The sequence below is a fragment of the Psychrobacillus sp. Z3-81 genome, assembly GCF_056620325.1.
The window spans coordinates 68722-89074 of sequence record NZ_JBWQPU010000006.1; the positions used below are offsets into that span (position 1 = coordinate 68722).

At 37.9% G+C, this 20353-nt stretch carries 16 protein-coding genes; 15 read left to right on the forward strand and 1 reads right to left on the reverse strand.

Annotation, left to right across the window (positions count from 1 at the left end):
- Positions 1-4 precede the first annotated feature (4 nt).
- Genes AC1ECF_RS08325 through AC1ECF_RS08340 form a run of 4 tightly spaced genes read left to right on the forward strand, consistent with a single transcriptional unit; the run spans position 5 to position 3286 of the window.
- On the forward strand, positions 5-1339 hold the full coding sequence (locus AC1ECF_RS08325) for a right-handed parallel beta-helix repeat-containing protein (protein WP_480388944.1): 1335 nt from the start codon (positions 5-7) through the stop codon (positions 1337-1339).
- Positions 1336-1791, forward strand: a complete 456-nt coding sequence (locus AC1ECF_RS08330; RefSeq protein WP_480388945.1) for a nitrous oxide reductase accessory protein NosL — start codon at positions 1336-1338, stop codon at positions 1789-1791. Before AC1ECF_RS08325 ends, AC1ECF_RS08330 begins: the two co-directional genes overlap by 4 nt.
- Positions 1791-2603, forward strand: coding sequence for an ABC transporter permease (locus AC1ECF_RS08335; protein ID WP_480388946.1), 813 nt, complete (start codon positions 1791-1793; stop codon positions 2601-2603). The genes AC1ECF_RS08330 and AC1ECF_RS08335 overlap by 1 nt, the downstream gene beginning before the upstream one ends.
- Positions 2600-3286, forward strand: a complete 687-nt coding sequence (locus tag AC1ECF_RS08340) for an ABC transporter ATP-binding protein (protein ID WP_480388947.1) — start codon at positions 2600-2602, stop codon at positions 3284-3286. Before AC1ECF_RS08335 ends, AC1ECF_RS08340 begins: the two co-directional genes overlap by 4 nt.
- Before the next feature lie 49 nt (positions 3287-3335).
- Here AC1ECF_RS08340 and AC1ECF_RS08345 read toward each other — a convergent pair whose 3' ends face one another.
- The gene (locus tag AC1ECF_RS08345) at positions 3336-5405 is read right to left on the reverse strand and encodes a S9 family peptidase (RefSeq protein WP_480388948.1); all 2070 of its coding nucleotides are present in this window, start codon (positions 5403-5405) and stop codon (positions 3336-3338) included.
- Between the two features lie 256 nt (positions 5406-5661).
- Here AC1ECF_RS08345 and AC1ECF_RS08350 point away from each other — a divergent pair, with 256 nt between their 5' ends.
- The 11 genes from AC1ECF_RS08350 to AC1ECF_RS08400 all read left to right on the forward strand — a co-directional run bounded on the left by AC1ECF_RS08350 (position 5662) and on the right by AC1ECF_RS08400 (position 20324).
- Entirely contained in the window at positions 5662-6513 is an 852-nt protein-coding gene (locus AC1ECF_RS08350; protein ID WP_480388949.1) for a DegV family protein, read from the forward strand.
- 156 nt (positions 6514-6669) lie between these two features.
- Positions 6670-8604: a sigma-70 family RNA polymerase sigma factor gene (locus AC1ECF_RS08355; protein ID WP_480388950.1), complete on the forward strand. Its 1935-nt coding sequence runs from the start codon at positions 6670-6672 to the stop codon at positions 8602-8604.
- A gap of 90 nt (positions 8605-8694) precedes the next feature.
- A complete protein-coding gene (locus AC1ECF_RS08360; RefSeq protein ID WP_480388951.1) occupies positions 8695-8844 on the forward strand; it encodes a YpzG family protein in 150 nt (49 codons plus the stop codon).
- A gap of 513 nt (positions 8845-9357) precedes the next feature.
- Entirely contained in the window at positions 9358-9648 is a 291-nt protein-coding gene (locus AC1ECF_RS08365; protein WP_480388952.1) for a DNA-binding protein, read from the forward strand.
- Between the two features lie 121 nt (positions 9649-9769).
- Complete coding sequence (locus tag AC1ECF_RS08370; protein WP_480388953.1) at positions 9770-10426, forward strand: DUF6944 family repetitive protein; 657 nt, start codon at positions 9770-9772, stop codon at positions 10424-10426.
- A 362-nt stretch (positions 10427-10788) separates the two neighbouring features.
- On the forward strand, positions 10789-13392 hold the full coding sequence (locus AC1ECF_RS08375) for a cation-translocating P-type ATPase (protein WP_480388954.1): 2604 nt from the start codon (positions 10789-10791) through the stop codon (positions 13390-13392).
- A 239-nt stretch (positions 13393-13631) separates the two neighbouring features.
- Positions 13632-15086 carry a benzaldehyde dehydrogenase gene (yfmT, locus tag AC1ECF_RS08380; protein ID WP_480388955.1) on the forward strand — a complete coding sequence of 485 codons (1455 nt, stop codon included), beginning with the start codon at positions 13632-13634 and terminating at the stop codon, positions 15084-15086.
- Positions 15087-15107: 21 nt separating this feature from the next.
- A complete protein-coding gene (locus tag AC1ECF_RS08385) occupies positions 15108-15956 on the forward strand; it encodes a methyl-accepting chemotaxis protein (protein WP_480388956.1) in 849 nt (282 codons plus the stop codon).
- Between the two features lie 105 nt (positions 15957-16061).
- Complete coding sequence (gene tlp, locus AC1ECF_RS08390; RefSeq protein WP_480388957.1) at positions 16062-16277, forward strand: small acid-soluble spore protein Tlp; 216 nt, start codon at positions 16062-16064, stop codon at positions 16275-16277.
- 109 nt (positions 16278-16386) lie between these two features.
- Positions 16387-17733: a methyltransferase domain-containing protein gene (locus AC1ECF_RS08395; RefSeq protein ID WP_480388958.1), complete on the forward strand. Its 1347-nt coding sequence runs from the start codon at positions 16387-16389 to the stop codon at positions 17731-17733.
- Positions 17733-20324 carry a polynucleotide kinase-phosphatase gene (locus AC1ECF_RS08400; RefSeq protein ID WP_480388959.1) on the forward strand — a complete coding sequence of 864 codons (2592 nt, stop codon included), beginning with the start codon at positions 17733-17735 and terminating at the stop codon, positions 20322-20324. The genes AC1ECF_RS08395 and AC1ECF_RS08400 overlap by 1 nt, the downstream gene beginning before the upstream one ends.
- The last annotated feature ends 29 nt before the right edge of the window (positions 20325-20353 follow it).

Sequence of the window (20353 nt, forward strand, 5' to 3'; positions counted from 1 at the left end):
ACAAATGAAAAAGTGGAGTATTGCAATTTTATTTGGCTTTCTATTAGGAGGAATTTCCGCTCCAATAATCTTTGAGGCAAGTACGGATCATCATCACGAAACACCAACTTTTGTACGTCCAGAAATAAAGAAGAATAACGGCAAAAGTCGGCTGCAAAAATTAATAGACCAGACTGAACCAGGAGGCACGCTTCTCTTAGAAGAGCGTGTGTATCGTGGTTCTATATCTATTACAAAGCCTATTACAATTAAAGGCGTTGATGGGACTGAAATTCATTCCCTAGCTACTGCTTTAACAGTTTCAGATACGAAGGATGTAGTTCTCGAGAATATCAAGTTTCAAGCTGAGGAAAGTGCAATTGTAGTCAACGATGTGAAAGATATAACTTTTAACAATGTGCAAATAGATGATGCAATGTCCGGTATGAAAATAAACAATAGTGAAAACATTCATCTACTAAATGTACAGGTGATGGGCAAAGAGGGTCATTTTTCTACGAAGGATCATGCTGTTGCTGTCTATAACTCAGAAAAAGTTACTGTTACTGACAGCAATATTGATAACACAATGGACGGTATTTATTTAGAGAGTGTAAACGACATTCGCTTGGAGAATAATCACGTTAAAAATAGCCGTTATGCTATGCATATGATGTATAGCAATAATATAGAGCTACTAAATAATGAATTAACGAACAATATGACAGGCTTTATGATTATGATAGCGAATAACGTGCAAATAGAAAGCAATGTAGTAGCTAAGAATAATACACTCAATAGTTTAGGTGTCTATGTCTATGATGTGGAAAGCCTGAAATTTATAAACAATGAGTTACGTGAAAACACGATTGCAATGGATATACAAAATGCGCGTGAAATGGTGGTAGAACAGAACTTGTTTTCAACGAATGGCACCGTCTTGCAAGTAAAGCGCTCAGGAGAATTACTCATCCAGAACAATGAATTTCACGGGAATATTTTAACCGCCCGTACAGACCATCATGGGGTCAAGCTGCAAAGGAATTATTATGATGACTATGATGGAAAGGACTACGATGGGGATTTAATTGGAGATACCAATTATTTAGCGACAAACTCATTTGGACAATGGATGGTGCGAAAGCCTGTCTACCAATATTTTATAGAGTCTCCTAGTGTCGTTACTTTAAACATGTTGGACACAGAAGTAACGGATAACCAAACAAACGTTATTGTAGACGATCAACCTCTCATTCTAAAAAAGCCGTTCGAAATGGATATAGATATTCATATTTGGCAGTTACTAATCAGCAGCGCCGTATTAACAGGTATGTTGACCGTAAGGAGAAGATTGACATGAGATTATATAAGTGGATTGTTTTAGTTGTATCAGTTTTCATTTTATCAGCATGTAGTGAGGAAACTTTTGAACCAAGAGATATTAACCCAGAGGTCGATGTTTGTCATATATGCAATATGAGCATCACGCATGTTGACTATGCCGCGCAAATTGTGTTGAAAAATGGGGATTACGTAGTTTTTGATGATATAGGCTGTTTAATGGAGTATGTGTTAGAGAATGGGGAAGAGAAAGTCGGCGCTGGTTATATACGAGACATGAATTCTTCCCAGTGGTTAAATATTGAAGATGCAGTCTATGTATACTCCAAAGATTATTGGACACCGATGAACTATGGGGTTGTGGCATTTAGCTCTTTAGAGGAAGCAAATGAATATATGGAAGAGCAGCCTGGAGAGCTTGTACCTTATGAAGAGCTACTTACTTTTAATTGGGGAGTACATGAGCACTAATGAACAGTCAAATGATTTTATTAGAATGTAAGCAGCTTTTACGCAGCAGGTGGATACAGATTGTAACGGTTTTATTTTCGGTAGTATTTACAGCGATCTTAATGATTCAGCATATGGCTCTACCAGAAACGAGTGGCTTTACGCGGCAAACTGCATCCTTGATCAATATTTTACTGTTTTTACTACCTTTATTTATGCTGACAATTGGAAGTATGAATATAGCAAGTGACAAAGAAACAGGCTGGTTAGGATTGCTGAGAACCTATCCACTTACAATGGGTCAATATGTGATAACAAAGTATATCTCTCTTTGTTTCGTTTTCGCAGGTATTATTTTGTTTGTATTTGCGGTCGCACTCTTTGTAGGTAGTTTTTTTGGAGGAGTTAAGCTTCCTTTATTTGCAATTGGCATTACGGCACTTATGCTGATCCTTTTTAATGGAGTAAGTATCCTTGTAGGAAGCATGGCGAAAAGTCGATTGCATGCATTAGCAATGGGACTTGGCGTTTGGTCAGTTGTTACGCTGTTATTTTCCTATATTGTGATGGCTATTGGGACAGTTACGTCAGAAAACTTTTTACAAAAGCTTGTTGTTGCCACTATTCATCTTAATCCACTTGAATGGGTACGTTTTGGATATTTTGTGTTCTCCAAGCAAACAGCGGTTTTAGGACCAGCTTTTTATGATATATCGAAGTTTTACTCCTCTGCACCTGGGGTAATCTTTTTTGTTCTTATCTCCATCCTCTGGGTTGTAGGTACGTTACTTGCGGCAACAATTATGTTAAAGATAAGAGGGAAAAAAGCATGACAGTACAATTAAAGCATGTGACAAAGGCGTTTAAAGGAGACAGAGGCGTATTTGATGTAAATATAACCCTAAAGCCAGGTCATATTACGGCGCTTGTAGGGTCCAATGGTGCAGGGAAAAGTACAATTATCAATATTCTAACCAATTCATTAAAACCAGATCATGGGGAGATTCTGCGAGACTCACACGAAGTGCGATTTATGCCAGATGATATTGAATTTCCTAGTACGTTAACAGCAGAGGAGATTATTCAATTTCTAGGAGATTTAAAAAATGTCTCAAGGGAGCAGCAGATTGCATTATTAGAAAAAGTAGGATTAATAGAGGCAAAAAAATTAAAAGTTGGCCAGTTTTCAAAAGGAATGCGACAACGATTAAATCTAGCACAAAGCTTAATGGGGGACAGTCAACTTTATATTTTAGATGAACCTACTAATGGGTTAGATCCTTATTGGATTGCCCGGCTAAAGGCGATGCTAAAGGAAGAACGTAACAACCAGCAGATTGTTCTTTTTTCCACACACTTACTAAGCTTCGCAGAAGAAATTGCCGATCAGGTGATTCTCATCCATCAAGGCCGTATAATAACGGCTGGGGAAATAAAACACTTATTGAAAGAGGGGAATTGTGAGACCCTCGAGGAGCTATGGCTACAAAAGACTGAACAAGAAACGAAAAAATAGCAGGTGAGCATATCGCTAACCTGCTGTTTTTATATAGAGAGAGTAGTTTTTACATTTTTACAGTGCCTTTATCCATGTGGACGCCAAGCTTATCTAAAATAAACGCATAACATTCCGCTTCTTCACGGAGTTGATTAAAGCGTCCTGATGAACCGAAGTGTCCAGCTCCCATATTGGTCTTCAGTACAATGGTGTTGTCATCCGTTTTCATGGAGCGTAATCGAGCCACCCATTTTGCCGGTTCCCAATAAGCAACACGTGGATCATTTAAGCCAGTGGTAATGTACAAATTTGGGTAGTTTTTTGCTTCTACATTATCGTAAGGGCTATAGGACTTCATATAATAATAGTAATCTTTCTCCTTTGGATTTCCCCATTCTTCCCATTCCAATGTAGTAAGAGGAATAGATTCATCCAGCATAGTGGTCACGACATCTACGAAAGGCACTTCAGGAACGATGACTTGAAATAGCTCTCCCGCCATATTTGCTACCGCACCCACAAGCAAGCCTCCCGCACTGCCCCCACGAGCAGCCATTTTGCTAGAAGAGGTATACCCCTGTGCAATCAAGTGCTTTGCTGCTGCAATAAAGTCAGTAAATGTATTGCGTTTTTGTAGCATTTTTCCGTCTTCATACCAGGTACGTCCCATTTCAGAGCCACCGCGCACCTGAGCGGTAACAAAGATAATTCCTTTTTCTAATAAAGGGAGGCGATACGGGCTAAAATATGGGTTACTACTGTAACCGTAAGAGCCGTATGCTGATAAAATGAGCGGTGCTGGACCAGAATCAAGTGCACCTTCTTTATACACAACCATTAAAGGAATGCTTGTCCCATCCTCAGCCTCTGCCCATATCTGTTCCTGCTTGTATTGGGAAGCATCATAATCGCCACTGACTGGAGCAACCTGTAGACGATTTTTCTCGCCAGTGAACAAATTTAGCCCAAAAATAGTTTTGGGAGTAAGTAACGATTCGTACTGGATTAATATCTCTTCTGCATCATAGCTCTGTCCATTTAAAAGAGACAGTGTGTAGAGGGGCTCCTCCCATTCTAATTGCTCCAGTTGACCGTTTCGTAACACCCAAGCCTGTGTTAAGCCGTTCTCTCTTCCCTCGATAAGAAGAGCATTTTTAAATGGATACATGGATTGAAGAAAATGGTTTTCATTATACTCCACCACATTTTCCCGCATAGAAAAATTATTGATTGGACAGCGCTGGAGCTGGAAATTCACAGCATCTTCATTTGTAAGGATAAGGAGATCATCTCCCCAATGCTCGAGGTCGTAAATAATGCCATGACGTCGCTCGTCAAAAAGCTGTATTGGTGATAACGGGGCATCGGCATGTATCAAGCGTACCTCTGTTGTTGTGCTTGAATTAGAATAGACAAATATAAACTTCTCGCTCAGTGATTTAAAGATAATCAAGGAAAACATCACATCTGTTTCCTCATACAGCAACTCATCACTAGCCGCATCACTTCCTATCCGATGACGCCAAAGTCTATATGGTCGTTGAAGCTCGTCCACGGTAACATAAAAAATATAGTCTCCACAGGAACTCCACTCTACACTGCTATACAAATAGACATTTGAAATGGTGTCTGGCAAAAGCTCACCAGACTCTAAGTCTTTTATGTATAACATATAGCGATCAGAGCCATCACGATTCTCTAAATAAGTTAGTTTAGTATGGCTTGTATGTAACCGCCGTTCGGTTACGTTGAGGTAATCATTACCACTAGCCAAATCGTTTACATCAAGAATTATTTCCTCTTCTACTTCTGGTAAAAGTGCTCGACTGCTGGCTTTTTTTCGAGCATAAATGGGATATTGCTTATCTTTGTCCAAACGAGAATAGTAGAAATATGGTCCATGCTGCACCGGAATTTTGGTTTCTGTTTCAGGTACTCGAGCTTTCATGCTCTCAAAAATTTCTTCCGTATGTTTTGCAAGTGGCTTCATCACTTCGTCATAATACTGATTCTCTTCCTCTAAATACTGGATAACCTCTTGATTTGTGCGATCCCTAAGCCAGTAATAATCATCCTCCCGAATATCTCCGTGTATCATATGGGAATAGGGAATACGCTTTGCTACAGGTATTTTCATGAACATTCTCCTTTCTCTAGGGATATTTTCGTGATAATGAAGTAGAAACCCTCTTTTATATCTACATTTATTGGTTCATAAATAAAATTATGGAATTAGACTTACAGCATCCCTTGTCATTGGTTATATGCTGTATGATCCCTATTTGTAAAAATTATCTTACTATTATAATGGATATTCTCTCTCTTTCGTGTATATTAAGAATAAATAACAGAATAGTACGCGATAAAGGCTCACTATTAGAAAGGGATGAACGATGAAAAAAATTATTTTGTCTACAGAGAGTGGAGCAGATTTACCGAAAGACCTAATGGAAAAACATCAAATAAAAGTTGTACCAATGCATGTTGTAATGAATGGGAAGGATTATTTAGATGGAGAGGTTTCTGTAGAGGAAGTTTTTGATTATCATAGTCGCACGAAGAAAATCCCATCAACCACTGCAACTAATGTGCATGAATACCAGGAGTTATTTTCTAGTATTAGAGCGGAGTTTCCCGAAAGTATTATTATTCATATTGGATATACTTCTAAAGCTTCTGCATCCTTTCAAAGCGCCGTAATTGCAGCAGAGGACTTTGACGACATCTATCTTATTGATACATTAAATGTTACGGGAGGTTTAGCTGCCGTTGTGTTGTATGCAGCCTCTATCTTGGAAGAAGAACCTTCTATTGATCACGTTCATTTAATAGAAAAAATAGAAGCTATTGTTCCAAAAACGAGGCTTGCTTTTATCCCAGGGAGTTTGGATTTCCTTAAAGCCGGTGGTCGGGTAAGCAATATTGCTTATATCGGAGGGGCATTGTTAAAAATAAAGCCTTGTATCGAATTAAAGGAAGGAAAATTAGTTTCTACTAAAAAATATCGAGGAAATATGAGTGTGGTTGCTGAAAAACTTTTGCAAGATTATTTAGACCAATACGATATTAATAGAAACCAACTGTATCTAATTTATTCTATCGGACTAGATGAACAAATTAAGAGAAAAATAGAGGAAATGGCTAAGAAGAGTGGTTTCGAAAACATACGATGGATGCAAGCTGGTGCAATGATTTCTACCCATGCTGGTCCTGGTGGGTTCGGAATAGCAGGAATAGAATATTAAAAGTTGTACAGTACAGCTAGGATTTAAATAGAAAAAGAACGTGTTCCTGTAGTCAGGAATACGTTTTTTCCTTTTGCTTTGCTAATAAAAAATAGTGAAATTTTGAAACCTTTTCATGGCAAATGATACTCTAAGTATGTAGAAGGAGGGGAGAAAATGGAGCAGCTTATTACAAAGGCGATACAAGGTGATATAGATGCATTTGATCAGCTATTACAGCTAGAGAAGCCACGACTCTTGGCAAAAGCTTTTAAGCTAACAGGAAACCGTACAGATGCTGAGGATATTGTACAAGAATCAATAATTAAGGCATTTGAATCTGTTCATCAGCTGCGACAGCCTCATTATTTTTCTACCTGGTTATTTAGAATTCTAATACATGAGAGCTATGCTTTCTTTAAAAAGCGAGAACGATCATTAGGAATTGAAGTTAAGCTAAGGAATAATGCAGTGGTAACAGCAAGACCAGACCTATCTTCATTTGACTCCTTATATGAAGCTTTGTCCTCCTTAAAAGATGAGTACCGTACGGCAATCGTTTTGCACTATTTTTATGACTTTTCGATTAGGGAAATTTCATCTATGCTTGATAAACCAAAGAATACTGTAAAGACATATTTATTCAGAGGACGGAGAGAGCTAAAGCAACAGCTACAGCAAAAACTAAATCTCTCGATAACGAGTAAGGAGATGGCAAGTATGCTAAAGGAAGATTTGTCCAAGTTAGCAATCAGCTTTGTAGAGGTTCCAAAGCATCTAGAATTAGTAGTGGAGGATTATCAGTCAGATAGAGCTACTTATATATGGGCAAACAACAATCTGGATGACGGAGCTTCGGTGACTTTGGATTCAAATGGTCGATTAATAGTATTAAATAAGATTCCTTCAAACAAACAAGAAGGAAAAGTAAGCTTTCAAGATCAACAAAATATTGCTGAACAATTTCTGATAGCTCAGCACCCAGAGGCTCTTTCCTATTTAAAGCTAACCTCCTTTATTGAAAAGAAAGAAAGTACCCTATTTTTTTACGGGCAGCTAGTTGGTGGGATTCTGTTAGGAAAATTTCAAACAAGTATTGAGGTGAGTGATAATGGTGAAGTGATATCCTTTTATTACAAAGGCTACACGAAAACACCTCCAAGTATGCCTGATACCTTTATAGAAAAGAATAAAGTTCTGGACCAGATTGTAAAAAAAGAAACATGGCAATTGAAGTCTTACTATTTATCGAAGGATACATATAACGTGGAGAAATCAGCGGTATTCAAAATATATACAAACAGTTCGCTTTCCCAGCTATTTAATGCTAATACTGGCAAGCCAAACTACCTCGAAGATGAATATGATGCTGAAGTGACAACAATTCCTATTTCCAATGTCCAACCAATGAAAATGTCTAAATCTATTAAAGAGATAGTAGGTATTCCTGATTTGATGGTGTTAAAACGTGAACAGGAAACGGACAATGAATATTGGCAGGTATGGGGGGATGAAGAAGAAAATGACACTTCAGACCGCTCGTTTGAAGGATTCTTTCGCAATCAAACAGAAAATACAGTAAAGCTTAAAATGGATAAAGAAACGAAGCGTCTAAAGGAGTTCGTTTGGTTTAAGAGGAGAGAGGGCAATCTCCAGCTAAGCTATGAGCAATGTAAGCAAGTAGCATGTGCTTTTATCGCAACGTATTTTGCGAAATTCTTACCATATGTACACTTACAGGTAGAAGAGCCATCCTTTAATAATTCAAATAGAGCATTTTTTAGATTTCCATTACATGATAGGAGTGGAATGCCAATAGAAGGAGAGAGCTTTTACATATCGGTGAACCGAACAACGGGTCTTATTGATATGTGCAATGGACCAGCTATACCAATCGAATGCTTGGAAGTCGACTGTAATCAACCAGTTTTACCAATAGAGGAGCTACAACAAGCCTTTAGAAAAATCGACGCCTGCTTAACTTGGTCTGTTAATTATGAAGCTGAAGAGCCCTTTGAAGAATTAAAATATATGGTTTGTCATGCTGAGTCTAAGAGAAGGATTGTAGGTATCAATGCTATTACAGGTGAATTAATTACTTATCAATTTTAAAAACGAATTTTTTTGTTTTTAATGGAATAAGTAATGAAAAGCTGTACATATTAATCAAGAGTTCACTTTGAACCATAGGAGGCGGAACGAATGAGCAAGATGGATTTAGATCCGAAATCTCAGAAAATCCACCATAACTGGACACGGTCGAAGCATCAAAAATCTCAAGTAAATGGGGAAACAGAGGTAACTCTTCATAACCAGTTACTAAGAATTGCTGCGAAAGCTAAACAGTTTTAACTATTGTCTTAAGTGAATCATACCTCCATAAAAGCTTAGACTTTTATGGAGGTATCAATTAGTTAAAGGTTCTACAATTTGTGTGGTATTCTATTGTTAGCAGTGACGAATTCCATTCTTATATAATAAAGCGAAAGTAAAAGATTAAGATCCTGTTCTTACTTTGAATGTTTCATTACATAGCCTAGAATCCAGATTGGGAAAGTGATAATCAAAAATAATGTATAAAGAATTACTCCAACATCGCTTTTTTGTTTTTTCATTAATGTACCGTCCTTTTTATCTACTTTAACTATTTCGATATAATAATATTCTTATAAATTGTCATAAAAGTCTATAGAATTAAGGAATATTATTTTTTTATTTTTATTAGTAAACTTTTGATTATCTTAAGTTGGGCTGTATAGAATTCCAATAACCCATTTCTTGCAGTTACTAAAAAGGAAGATTTTTATAGATTCTTATTTTCATATAGAAACAGTGATGGTATATAAAATGAAGGGAGAGAGAAACATGGATTTAGACTTTTTTTGGCTAGCGATTGGGATTGCTTTAGCCGGATATTTTATAGGTGAGGGCTTAAAGGGCTCAAAAAATCATAAAAGCATCCTAGAGGAGGGAGAGGAATACGATGCCCATGAGCTCATCAGGCAAAGCGATGTCCATTATTTTATGGGGATATCCAAGGAGGATGCAGCAAAACTGATTGAAGAGCACCCAGACATCCCACATATTTTGATAAATAACCATGTTTACTATCCAAAGGCAAAATTGCGAGAGTGGTTACTTGCTTTAAATAAATGAAACAAAGTATGAATTCTCTTAGTAGGATTCATGCTTTTTTATTGTCATAAAAACAGAAAGTCTAAATGCGGTGGTTATCCATTCATATACTACTATATGCGATAGATAGTAGGTGACGAATATGAATAACCGAGATCCAAATACAAGAAATGATAACCCGACAAACCAAAACAATGATCGTACAGAAGGGAGTTCTATGCCAAACTGGGATAATTTAATGTTCAGTGTAACTCCAAATAGTACGACATCATTTACCAGCTCCGGAAATTCAAGAATCGCTGCTATCGCAGGAGGGTGGATGGAGGCTGTTGGTACCATTATCGCTGCTATTGGAAATACTCCATCTTCTATTTTTTCTCAATCAACGTTAAATGGTTTTCGCTTAGTTGGAAATACATTACAGGCGAGTGGAAGCGCTCTAGTAGCAGAAAATCAAGACCTATTGCTCGATGTAGTAGGGGATCTGATACAGGCTGCAGGAAATATAACTGTTATAGCTTCTATATTGGATGAGAACGAGCAATCGAGCCAGGTTTTAGGTACACAGGGAAATCTTCTGCAAATATTAGGTGCAGGCATATCCCTTAATCTGCAGCCAAATCTATCCTTTCCGGAAGTTATGGATAATATCGGCAATATTATTCAAGTAATAGGGAATACGATACAGGTATTTTCGAACACTGACACGGAAGAAGGAGTAACGATGAATGCAGTAGGTTCTTGGGTGCAAGCAGTTGGGGCTGTAATTTCAGCTATTGCAGGTGACTATGAATACTAAAAATGCATAGATTTAAATTATTGTTTTTGCGGAGGACTTGCCTTTTTAAAAGTCTTTAGGGAGAAGTATTATTATTAATTGAGTTACTAAAATAACACTCTCTTTTTATATTGTCTTGATTCTATGATAAGTTTCATATTCCCATGGCTCGTCGTAAGTGGTCTGTCTTCAAATGATTTTGAGGCGGGCCCTTTTTTTCTCTGGAATATTGAATCTCTCATTCACATATCTTAATTGTATGGAAAAAGAGATTTGCATGGAAGGGTGTGAGATTACTAGAAGGAATAAATATTAATTTCCTAGCCAAAAGAGTTAGAACACTACGAATATCTCTCTAAACTCTCGATAATGGAGGATTACTAATGAATGCTACTAAACACAAACAACATGTACAAGCAATAAAGAAAGAACTAGATGCGAAGCCTAGAGGGTTGACAGAGGATGAGGTAAGAGAAAGACAGCGGAAAGACGGATTTAACGAGCTTCAGGATGGAAACAAGAAAAGTGTTGGGCAGATTTTTCTAGAGCAATTTAATGATTTTTTAGTCATCATTTTAATTGTAGCAGCGGTTATTTCAACCTTTTTAGGGGAGATTATGAGCTCCTTTGTCATTCTAATTGTCATTCTCTTAAATGCAGTCTTAGGGACAGTACAGTTTATGAAGGCAGAAAAATCATTAAATAGTCTAAAAGCGATGGCTGCACCTGTTGCGAAGGTAATTAGGGAGGGAGTCATGAAGGAAATTCCTGCTAGAGAGGTAGTAGTAGGAGATATTCTTCAATTAGATACTGGTGACTTTGTGAGTGCAGACGGTGTTCTCATAGAGTCTCATGGCTTGCAAGTAAATGAAAGTCATTTAACAGGTGAATCTGATGCAGTAGATAAGATCACGGATATGAAGGGGGAAAAGATTCACTCTCTTGGTGACCAGAAAAACAAAGTATTCTCAGGTAGCTTTGTGACAAGTGGGCGTGGACGAGCTATTGTAACCTCCATAGGGATGAAAACGGAAATAGGGAAAATTGCAAATCTATTAGAAACTGCCCAAGAAAAGAAGACTCCTCTTCAGTTAAGTCTTGATGATTTCGGGAAAAAGTTGGCGATTGGAATCATCCTTATTTGTGCGTTTATATTCATCTTAGATATAATCCGTGGCAGAGAGCTTGGAGATTCTTTTATGTTTGCGGTATCCTTAGCCGTCGCTGCTATTCCAGAGGCCTTAAGCTCTATCGTAACCATCGTTCTTGCTTTTGGTACACAAAAGATGGCAGAAGAGAATGCAATTGTTCGTAAGCTTCATGCGGTGGAAAGCCTAGGAAGTATTTCTGTGATTTGTTCTGACAAAACCGGAACACTTACGCAAAATAAAATGACTGTCCAAAAAATATTCCTTAATGAGGCTGTTATTTCTCAAGAGGACTGGAAGCTTGGTAATGAACTGCAAAAGACATTTATGCATATGTCATTACTCTGTAATAACTCCATCAAAAACGGAGATAAGGAGATTGGAAGTCCGACTGAGCTTGCATTAGTAAATTGGGGAAGAAAATCTGGAATGGACGAGGAACAGGTAAGAGGAACATTTCCAAGAGTAAAGGAAGTCCCTTTTGATTCTACCCGAAAACTAATGAGTACTGTAAATAAGATCGGTCATCGTTATTTGATGATTACCAAAGGAGCAGTTGATGTATTACTCCCTCGTATAGATAAACTGGAGACTGGACAAGGAGTAGCTTTCATAAGTCAGCAGCAACGCAATCATATTAATCGAGTGAATGACGAATTATCAAGTAAAGGATTACGAGTGTTAGCACTTTCATATAAGGAAGTTAGAGACGGTGAAATAAGCGAGGAAGATGAGAAGGATTTAACCTTTATAGGTCTGATTGCGATGATAGATCCACCTAAAGAAGAGACAAAGCAAGCAGTAGAAGATTGTATTCAAGCAGGAATTCGACCAGTGATGATTACAGGTGATCATAAGATAACTGCAATGGCAATTGCAGAGCAAATAGGAATATTAAAGGATCCTTCTGAAGCGATAGAAGGAAAGGATATTGAAGGATTATCCGATAAGGAATTACGGGAGCTTGTTGGTCGTGTTTCTGTATACGCACGAGTTACACCCGAGCATAAAATTAGAATAGTGAGGGCTTGGCAGGAGAAAGGAAATATTGTAGCGATGACAGGTGATGGTGTAAATGATGCACCAGCGCTGAAGCAAGCTGATGTCGGAGTCGCTATGGGAATTACAGGTACTGAAGTTGCGAAGGATTCCTCATCCATGATTTTAACAGATGATAATTTCTCTACTATTGTTCGAGCAGTTTCGAACGGTAGAAGTATTTATACAAATATAAAAAATGCTATTTTGTTCCTTCTCTCTGGAAATGCAGGGGGGATGTTAGTGGTGCTTTATGCTACTTTATTTGCATTACCAGCACCATTTGCACCGGTACATTTATTGTTTATTAATCTATTAACAGATAGCTTACCTGCTATAGCGATTGGCTTAGAACCGCATAATAAAAAAATAATGAAAGAAAAGCCGAGGAAAATGAATGAACCCTTACTCAACAAGCAGCTTGCTTTACGAGTTGGTTGGGAAGGGCTCGTTATCGCAGCCGTAACTATTCTTGCCTTTCAAATTGGTTTACAAAGTGGAGATGCATTAGTAGCTAGCACCATGGCTTTTGCAACGTTATGTTTATCTAGGCTTCTTCATGGATTCAGTTGTAGAGCGAGAGAATCCGTTTTTGAATTAGGTCTCTTCTCCAATATTGCTGTCATCGGTGCCTTTTTGATTGGTTTCATTTTGTTAAACGTGGTGTTAAGCTTCGAGCTGTTAGAGGTAGCGAGAATTAGCCAATCTCAATTAGTAGTCATTTATGGTCTAGCCATCTTATCCTTTGGTATCATTCAGCTAGAGAAAGTTCTAATAAAAAGAAGAGAAATAAGTGAATAGACTTTAAACAAAGTTGGATGTGGCTTAGCCGTATCCAACTTTTTAACTAGGGTAAATAAAGTGTAGTAGTAAAAAATGGGTATAAAGTATTTGTTGAACAACAAAAATCATATAAATATCTTTTTGTTTACATATATAGCTCTATAAACACAAAATTTTTTTGATACTTTGTGATTATTTGAACATTCTTTCTTGTGTCGATATTCATATTGTGAAAGAAAATATATAGGAGGTAAGACATGAAAATAGCAAACTTAGATAAACAGTTTATAGGTGGAGAATGGGTTGATGGTGGAAGCAGCAATGTACTAAAAAATATTAATCCATATAACGATGAAGTTATCAATACATATAAGCTAGCCAATGTACAAGATATAGACAGTGCTTATCAGTCAGCTCAACAAGCCAAGTTAGAATGGGATAAGGTAAACCCTTATAAAAAGCGTGACATACTGGAAAATGCAGTTCGCTATATTGAGGACAATGAGGAAGAAATTGTCTCCATTATTATGGCTGAATTAGGCGGTACAAGATTAAAAGCAGCATTTGAAATTGGATTAGTCAAAAATATCATCAAAGAAGCTGCAACCTTCCCACTAAGAATGGAAGGAAAAATTCTCCCATCTACCATTGATGACGTGGAGAATAGACTTTACCGTATTCCAGCAGGAGTAGTGGGAGTCATCAGTCCGTTTAACTTCCCATTCTTCCTTTCTATGAAATCTGTTGCACCAGCTTTAGGAGCAGGAAATGGAGTAGTGTTAAAGCCGCATGAGGATACACCGATCATGGGTGGAACTCTAATTGGGAAAATCTTCGAAGAAGCTGGAGTACCAAAGGGTTTAATAAATGTAGTGGTAACTGATATTAAGGAAATTGGGGATGCGTTTGTAGAGCATCCAATTCCAAGAATTATTTCGTTCACTGGCTCCACACAAGTCGGAAGCTATATTGGACAGCTGGCAGTGAAAAACTTCAAAAAGCCATTATTAGAGCTTGGCGGAAACAGTGCATTCATCGTATTAGAGGATGCTGATATTGATTATGCAGTGAACGCAGCTACGTTTAGTAGATTTACTCATCAAGGTCAAATTTGTATGTCCGCAAATAGAATTCTTGTCCAGAAGTCTATTTACAAAGAGTTCCTTGATAAGTATGCGAAAAAGGTTTCTTCTCTAAAAGTAGGAGATCCAAAAGATCCAGAGACAATCATTGGTCCAGTAATCAACGATCGTCAAGCGAAAAATCTATCAGCATTAATTGAAAAAGGAATCGAGGAAGGTGCGACACCTCTTGTAAAAGGTAACATTAAGGGAAGACTTTTTGAGCCAACTATTCTAGCAGACGTGACGACAGATATGACAGTTGCACAGGACGAGTTATTTGGACCAGTTGTTTGTGTTATTCCCTTTGAAACGGAAGAAGAGGCGATCGACATTGCGAACAATACTCGCTTTGGCTTAAGTGGTGCTGTTCACACATCTAATCTTGAGCGCGGAGTGGAATTAGCGAAAAAAGTTCATACAGGTATGATTCATGTAAATGACTTAACAATAAATGACGAGCCAATCGTTGCATTTGGTGGAGAAAAACAATCTGGTCTGGGGCGCTTGAATGGTGAATGGAGTTTAGAGGAATTTACAACGTTAAAGTGGATCTCCGTGAACTATGGGAAAAGAATCTTACCTTATTAAGAGGAAACGAGGGGAATCACTATGTCCGAGCATGAAGTAATCAATGCGTTTGTGAAGGTTGCTCCACTTCTAAATAGTCTAATTCAAGATGATATTACTATCGGAATTTATGATACAGAAAAGTTGATTATTAATATTCCTGCAAAAACCTTTGCTTTAAATGTAACCCCAGGAGATCCGCTGATGGAAGGGGATATTGTCACTAACGCTATCCGAACAAACAGTCAGCTATCTGCGATTCTACCAAAGGAACTGTTTGGGTTCCCGCTCATTGCGCGTGCGATTCCTTTGCATGATGAGGAAGGAAATGTGATAGGTGGGGTAGGAATCGGTACTAGCTTAGAAAGAGCAAATAAGCTATTTGAAATGGCTGAGAGTTTTTCTGCCATTGTAGAGCAAACAGCAGCATCTATTGAAGATATTAGTGACTCGGTTACACGGTTAGCTGACAAAGTAACAGATGTCACTGGACAAATGAAGGATGTTAGCTCTAGCGCAGAGGAAATTAGTGAAATATCTACAGTCGTAAAGGGAATTTCTGAGCAGAGTAACCTGCTTGGTTTAAACGCTGCCATCGAGGCTGCACGTGCAGGTGATGTAGGTAAGGGATTCTCCGTTGTTGCGAATGAAATACGGAAGCTTGCGACGAATTCGAAAGAAAATGTAAATCAAATAAACGGTATTACGAAAAATATTCATGGTCTTCTATTAACGTTAAATGAAGCCTTCTTAGAGATTAACACCTTAACGGATACACAATCTGGCTCTATTCAAGAATTTTCTGCTACCATCCAAGAAATAAGCTATAAAGCACAGGAATTAGCACAGCTAGCAGAAGAATCTCTCTTTGGGGATAAAGGAAAAGAGTAAATGTGGGCTGGATACAAGATTGACGGTTTTATTATATTGTGCATAGAACCTTCTAAGTAATCCACACTAAAGTTGCTTTTTAAACTTATCTTTAGGAGGATTCATATGCCAAACAGAAAACCAAATCCAGATGACAGATCAGATAACGCTCAAAAAATAAAAAAAATCATCAAAAATACGGAAGAAAATTTACATGAGGCAGAAATTAGCATGGAGTTTTCCAATCCATCTGAACGCCAGATGATTGAAGAAAAAAATGAGCGACGCAAACAATCGATGGATTCGTTAAAAGCAGAAATGAAGGATGAGCTTAATAAGTAAGGATACTGCCTAGAGGCTTTCGAGCTTCTAGGCTTTTCTTTTTGTTCTTTTTCTAAAAAATCAGGTGTGTTACAATTTTTTAAATACAATGAACAGTGGAGGTGGTATTATGCAATTGACAATCCGTGCAACCGGGCAAGATGTGCAAATTATTTCATATCTACTTGCAAAGAACCCTAATAATATATATGAGCGAAGCAATAATGGACATTTGGTCAGAATGTTTTTTAGCAAGTTTTTAGAGGAAGAAGTGGAGGTAACTTTTTTTGTGACACCGGATCCTATTGAGCTTTCAAGAAATAACTCTCAAGCTTATGATATTACTTCTTACATCAATGATAGAGAATTTGTGGTGAGCAGTATTTTTTGCACTTTCATACGCTCGGCAATAGGAACAGCTCTAAATGGGAAACCAAAAGAGGAATACGCACAGTGGGTAGGACATTCATTCCCATTAGAATTCGGCTTTGGCCCACTTGCTTCCAACCTCTCTGATCAGCAAATAAAAGATTTGTTTGAGCCACTAGGATACGAGGTTGGAATAACATATGGGAATACAAACTATCAGGTAAATTTAAGAGAAAAAAGCTCAGCAAGATACATTTCTATAAAAGGATTCACCACATTGCAAGATGGGGTAAGGCAGTTATTTGTCTTAATTCCCGTCTTAGATGACTACAAGCACTATTATATTGATGAGAAGGAAGTAGAGAAGATCGAGAGGTATGGAGAAGGCTGGCTTGAAAAACATCCGCTTAGAGAATTTATACTTCGGAAGTCGCTTCGTTTCCAGGAACTATACAACCTTATATCGTTAAATGATTCTAAATCAGTAGAGGAAGAAAATCCGAAAGTCCGCTTGAACGAGCTTCGTTATCAGAAAATAATTGAATGCATTCATGATTTGGATAATAAAGCAACGGTAGTCGACTTGGGAGCTGGCGAAGGGAAGCTATCTGTGCTTTTAGGCTTCGTACCAGGCGTGAAGGAAATCCTTGCTGTGGAGCCTTCCGAATCGGAGAGAATCAAAGCATTAAAACGTTTTGAGGAAGTAAAGGAGATGGAAAATTTCCTTTCTCCAAATGCAATCATGGGTTCTTTATTTTATTATGATGAAAGACTGGTAAATAAAGATGTTATCGTCCTTTGTGAGGTAATCGAGCACATTGACGAGGAGCGCCTTCCGAAGGTTATGAGCACCATATTAAATGAGTATCAGCCAAAGGCATTGATTATCACAACACCAAATAGGGAGTATAACCAGGTGTATGAAATGGAAACAGAGCATCGACATGATGATCATCGTTTTGAATGGAATCGAGAAGAATTCCAATCATGGTGTAACAAACAAAATCTAGGTGCTTATGAATTATCATTTGAAGGAATAGGTCAAGAGCATAACTTATACGGTCACCCAACACAGCTTTGCTTATTTAAGAGAAAGGAGTGTGAATAATGGATATCAACATACCTTACGCTGGGATTGTTTTATTAATAGGACCATCTAATAGCGGAAAAACCACGCTTTTGAAACGCTTGGTAAAAAAGAGCCAGATACTGCCGTCAGAGATCGTTAGTTCAGATGACTTTAGAGTCTTGGTTAGTGATAAAGACTTTATTGACTATAACCAACGATCAAAGGAAGAAGCAGATAGTCTTTATGATGAATACTTGCAAATCTCTAAGGAAGCTTTCATGTTAATGGATGATGTAATTGAAAAGAGAGCTAAACTAAATAAAGTCACCTTTGTCGATGCAACTCATCTACATCTTGATGATCGAAAAAGATATAGAGAAATCGCTCGCCGCCAGCATGTACCGATTACAGCTATTATGTTTGATGTAGAGCAAGAGACTTTGCTGCAACGAGATGAAATGCGTGAGAATCCAAGAGGGAAGCGTAGAATCAAACAGCAGTTCCAGACATTTAAGAGAGAAAAGCGCTTTATCAAGAAGGAAGGGTATAGAGCGATTTATATAGCTCGTGAGGAAGAGATAAATCTCAAAAGGGTTAGTCAAAATCCATTATATATAGACGTCACAAATGGGATTGATATTATTGGCGATATCCATGCTTGTTACGATGAAATGATTCAGCTTCTTGATAAGTTAGGATATGAACAGAATGAAGAAAACTTATATATTCATCCAGAGGGAAGAAGATTTTTATCTCTTGGAGATATTATGAGTCGTGGTCCAAAATCATTAGAAACGATGCAGTTCTTTTTGCGTCATATTCAAGCGGGGCTAGCCTACATGATTGATAGTAACCATGGGTGGAAAATAGCTAGATGGTTAGATGGCAAGAAGGTTACGTTGAGTCATGGAGATGAGAAGGTTGCAGAGGAATTAAAACGATATGAGGAGAGCGTTGGGGGAGAACAAGCTTCCGAATTGAAGCATCAGCTAAAAACTCTTCTGTTAAATGCTCCATCTCATTATGTGTTAACGAAAAACAATGTTCCGACATTGGTATGTACGCATGCGGGAATCAAAGATGAGTTCATAGGGAAGCAATCACATGATATCAGTGATTTTTGTCGATACGGGGATACAGCGGGACTTGATGCTAACGGGAAACCGATTCGAAAGGATTGGACTACCAATCATCAAACTTGTGTAATGATTGTTTGGGGTCATGATCCGAAGTTAAAGCCTCTTGTGATAAATAATACGGTGAATATTGACCAAGGTGTAGTATTTGGTGGAGAGCTGACTGCATACCGTTACCCTGAAAAAGAATTTGCGTCAGTGAAGGCCCGCATGGATTACTCGAATACAAAGGACAATCCTTTAGTGGAAATGAAACAGAAACGGCTGAACCCGCCCAACATTGCAAAGTTCATAAATGGATTTACTGTGATGACAGAAGGATACGGGGAAATTAAAGTGCAGAAGGAATATGCGATTCCGGCTCTTGATACAATATCACACTATACGATTCCTATAGAAGAACTAGTATATATCCCACCAACGATGAGTCCAAGCCCAAAACCTTCCGTTTTAGAGGATTATCTAGAGCATCCTCGAGAAGTCATTGACTATTATCGTAGCATGGGTGTCGAGCAGATGGTTGCTGAAAAAAAGCATATGGGTAGCCGTGGGATTCTCCTGCTATTTAAGGATATGCAAGCTGGGCTTCATACTATCGGAAAAGAAACACTTGGCGTCATTTATACAAGAGCTGGTAGAAGGTTTTTCTCTTCGGAAGTTGAAAAGGAAATTTTACACAGATTAAATGCAGCTTTGGTAGCCAGTGGCTATTTTGAAAAACATCAGACGGAATTCATTCTAATAGATGCAGAAATTATGCCATGGAACTTGAAAGCAAAGGAACTAATTAGCAGCCAGTATGCTCATGTGGCGGAGAATGCTATATTGGACCGAACGATTTTAACGGAGAAGCTTAAAAAAGCGGTTGCTGGAAATGAAAGCTTGAAGGGCTGGTTAGAAGAATATGAAGATAAGCTAGACAATGCACATATTTTTAAGGAGGTCTTCCAAAAATATTGTTGGGATGTCGAAGATATAAATAAAATTCAAATAGCGCCTTTTCATATTTTGGCACATAGTAATCAAACCTTTTTTCACAAGCCGCATACTTGGCATATGCAGATGAATAAAGAGTTAGCCACGCTGGAAGATTTGTTCGTAGAGACAGAATATATGGTAATCGATGATGAGGCAAGTGAAGAAAAAGTGATTAAGTGGTGGAAGGATATAACGAGTGACGGACATGAAGGAGTAGTAATCAAGCCAGAGAATTATATAACAACTTATAAAGGGAAGCTAGTGCAGCCTGCTATAAAGGTGAGAGGGAAAAAATATTTACACATTATATATGGGATGGATTATCTATTACCCGATAATCTTGCTAGGTTAAAAAATCGAAACACTACCAAGAAACAAAGGCATGCTTTGAAAGAATTTTCGTTAGGGTTAGAAGGGATTAAGCGTTTTGTAAATGAAGAATCTATTGAAAGAGTACATGAATGTGTGCTTGCTACTATTGCAATGGAAGCTGATCCGGTAGATCCGAGATTATAAGGTTACAGAAAACTCGTTCAAGTTGAGCG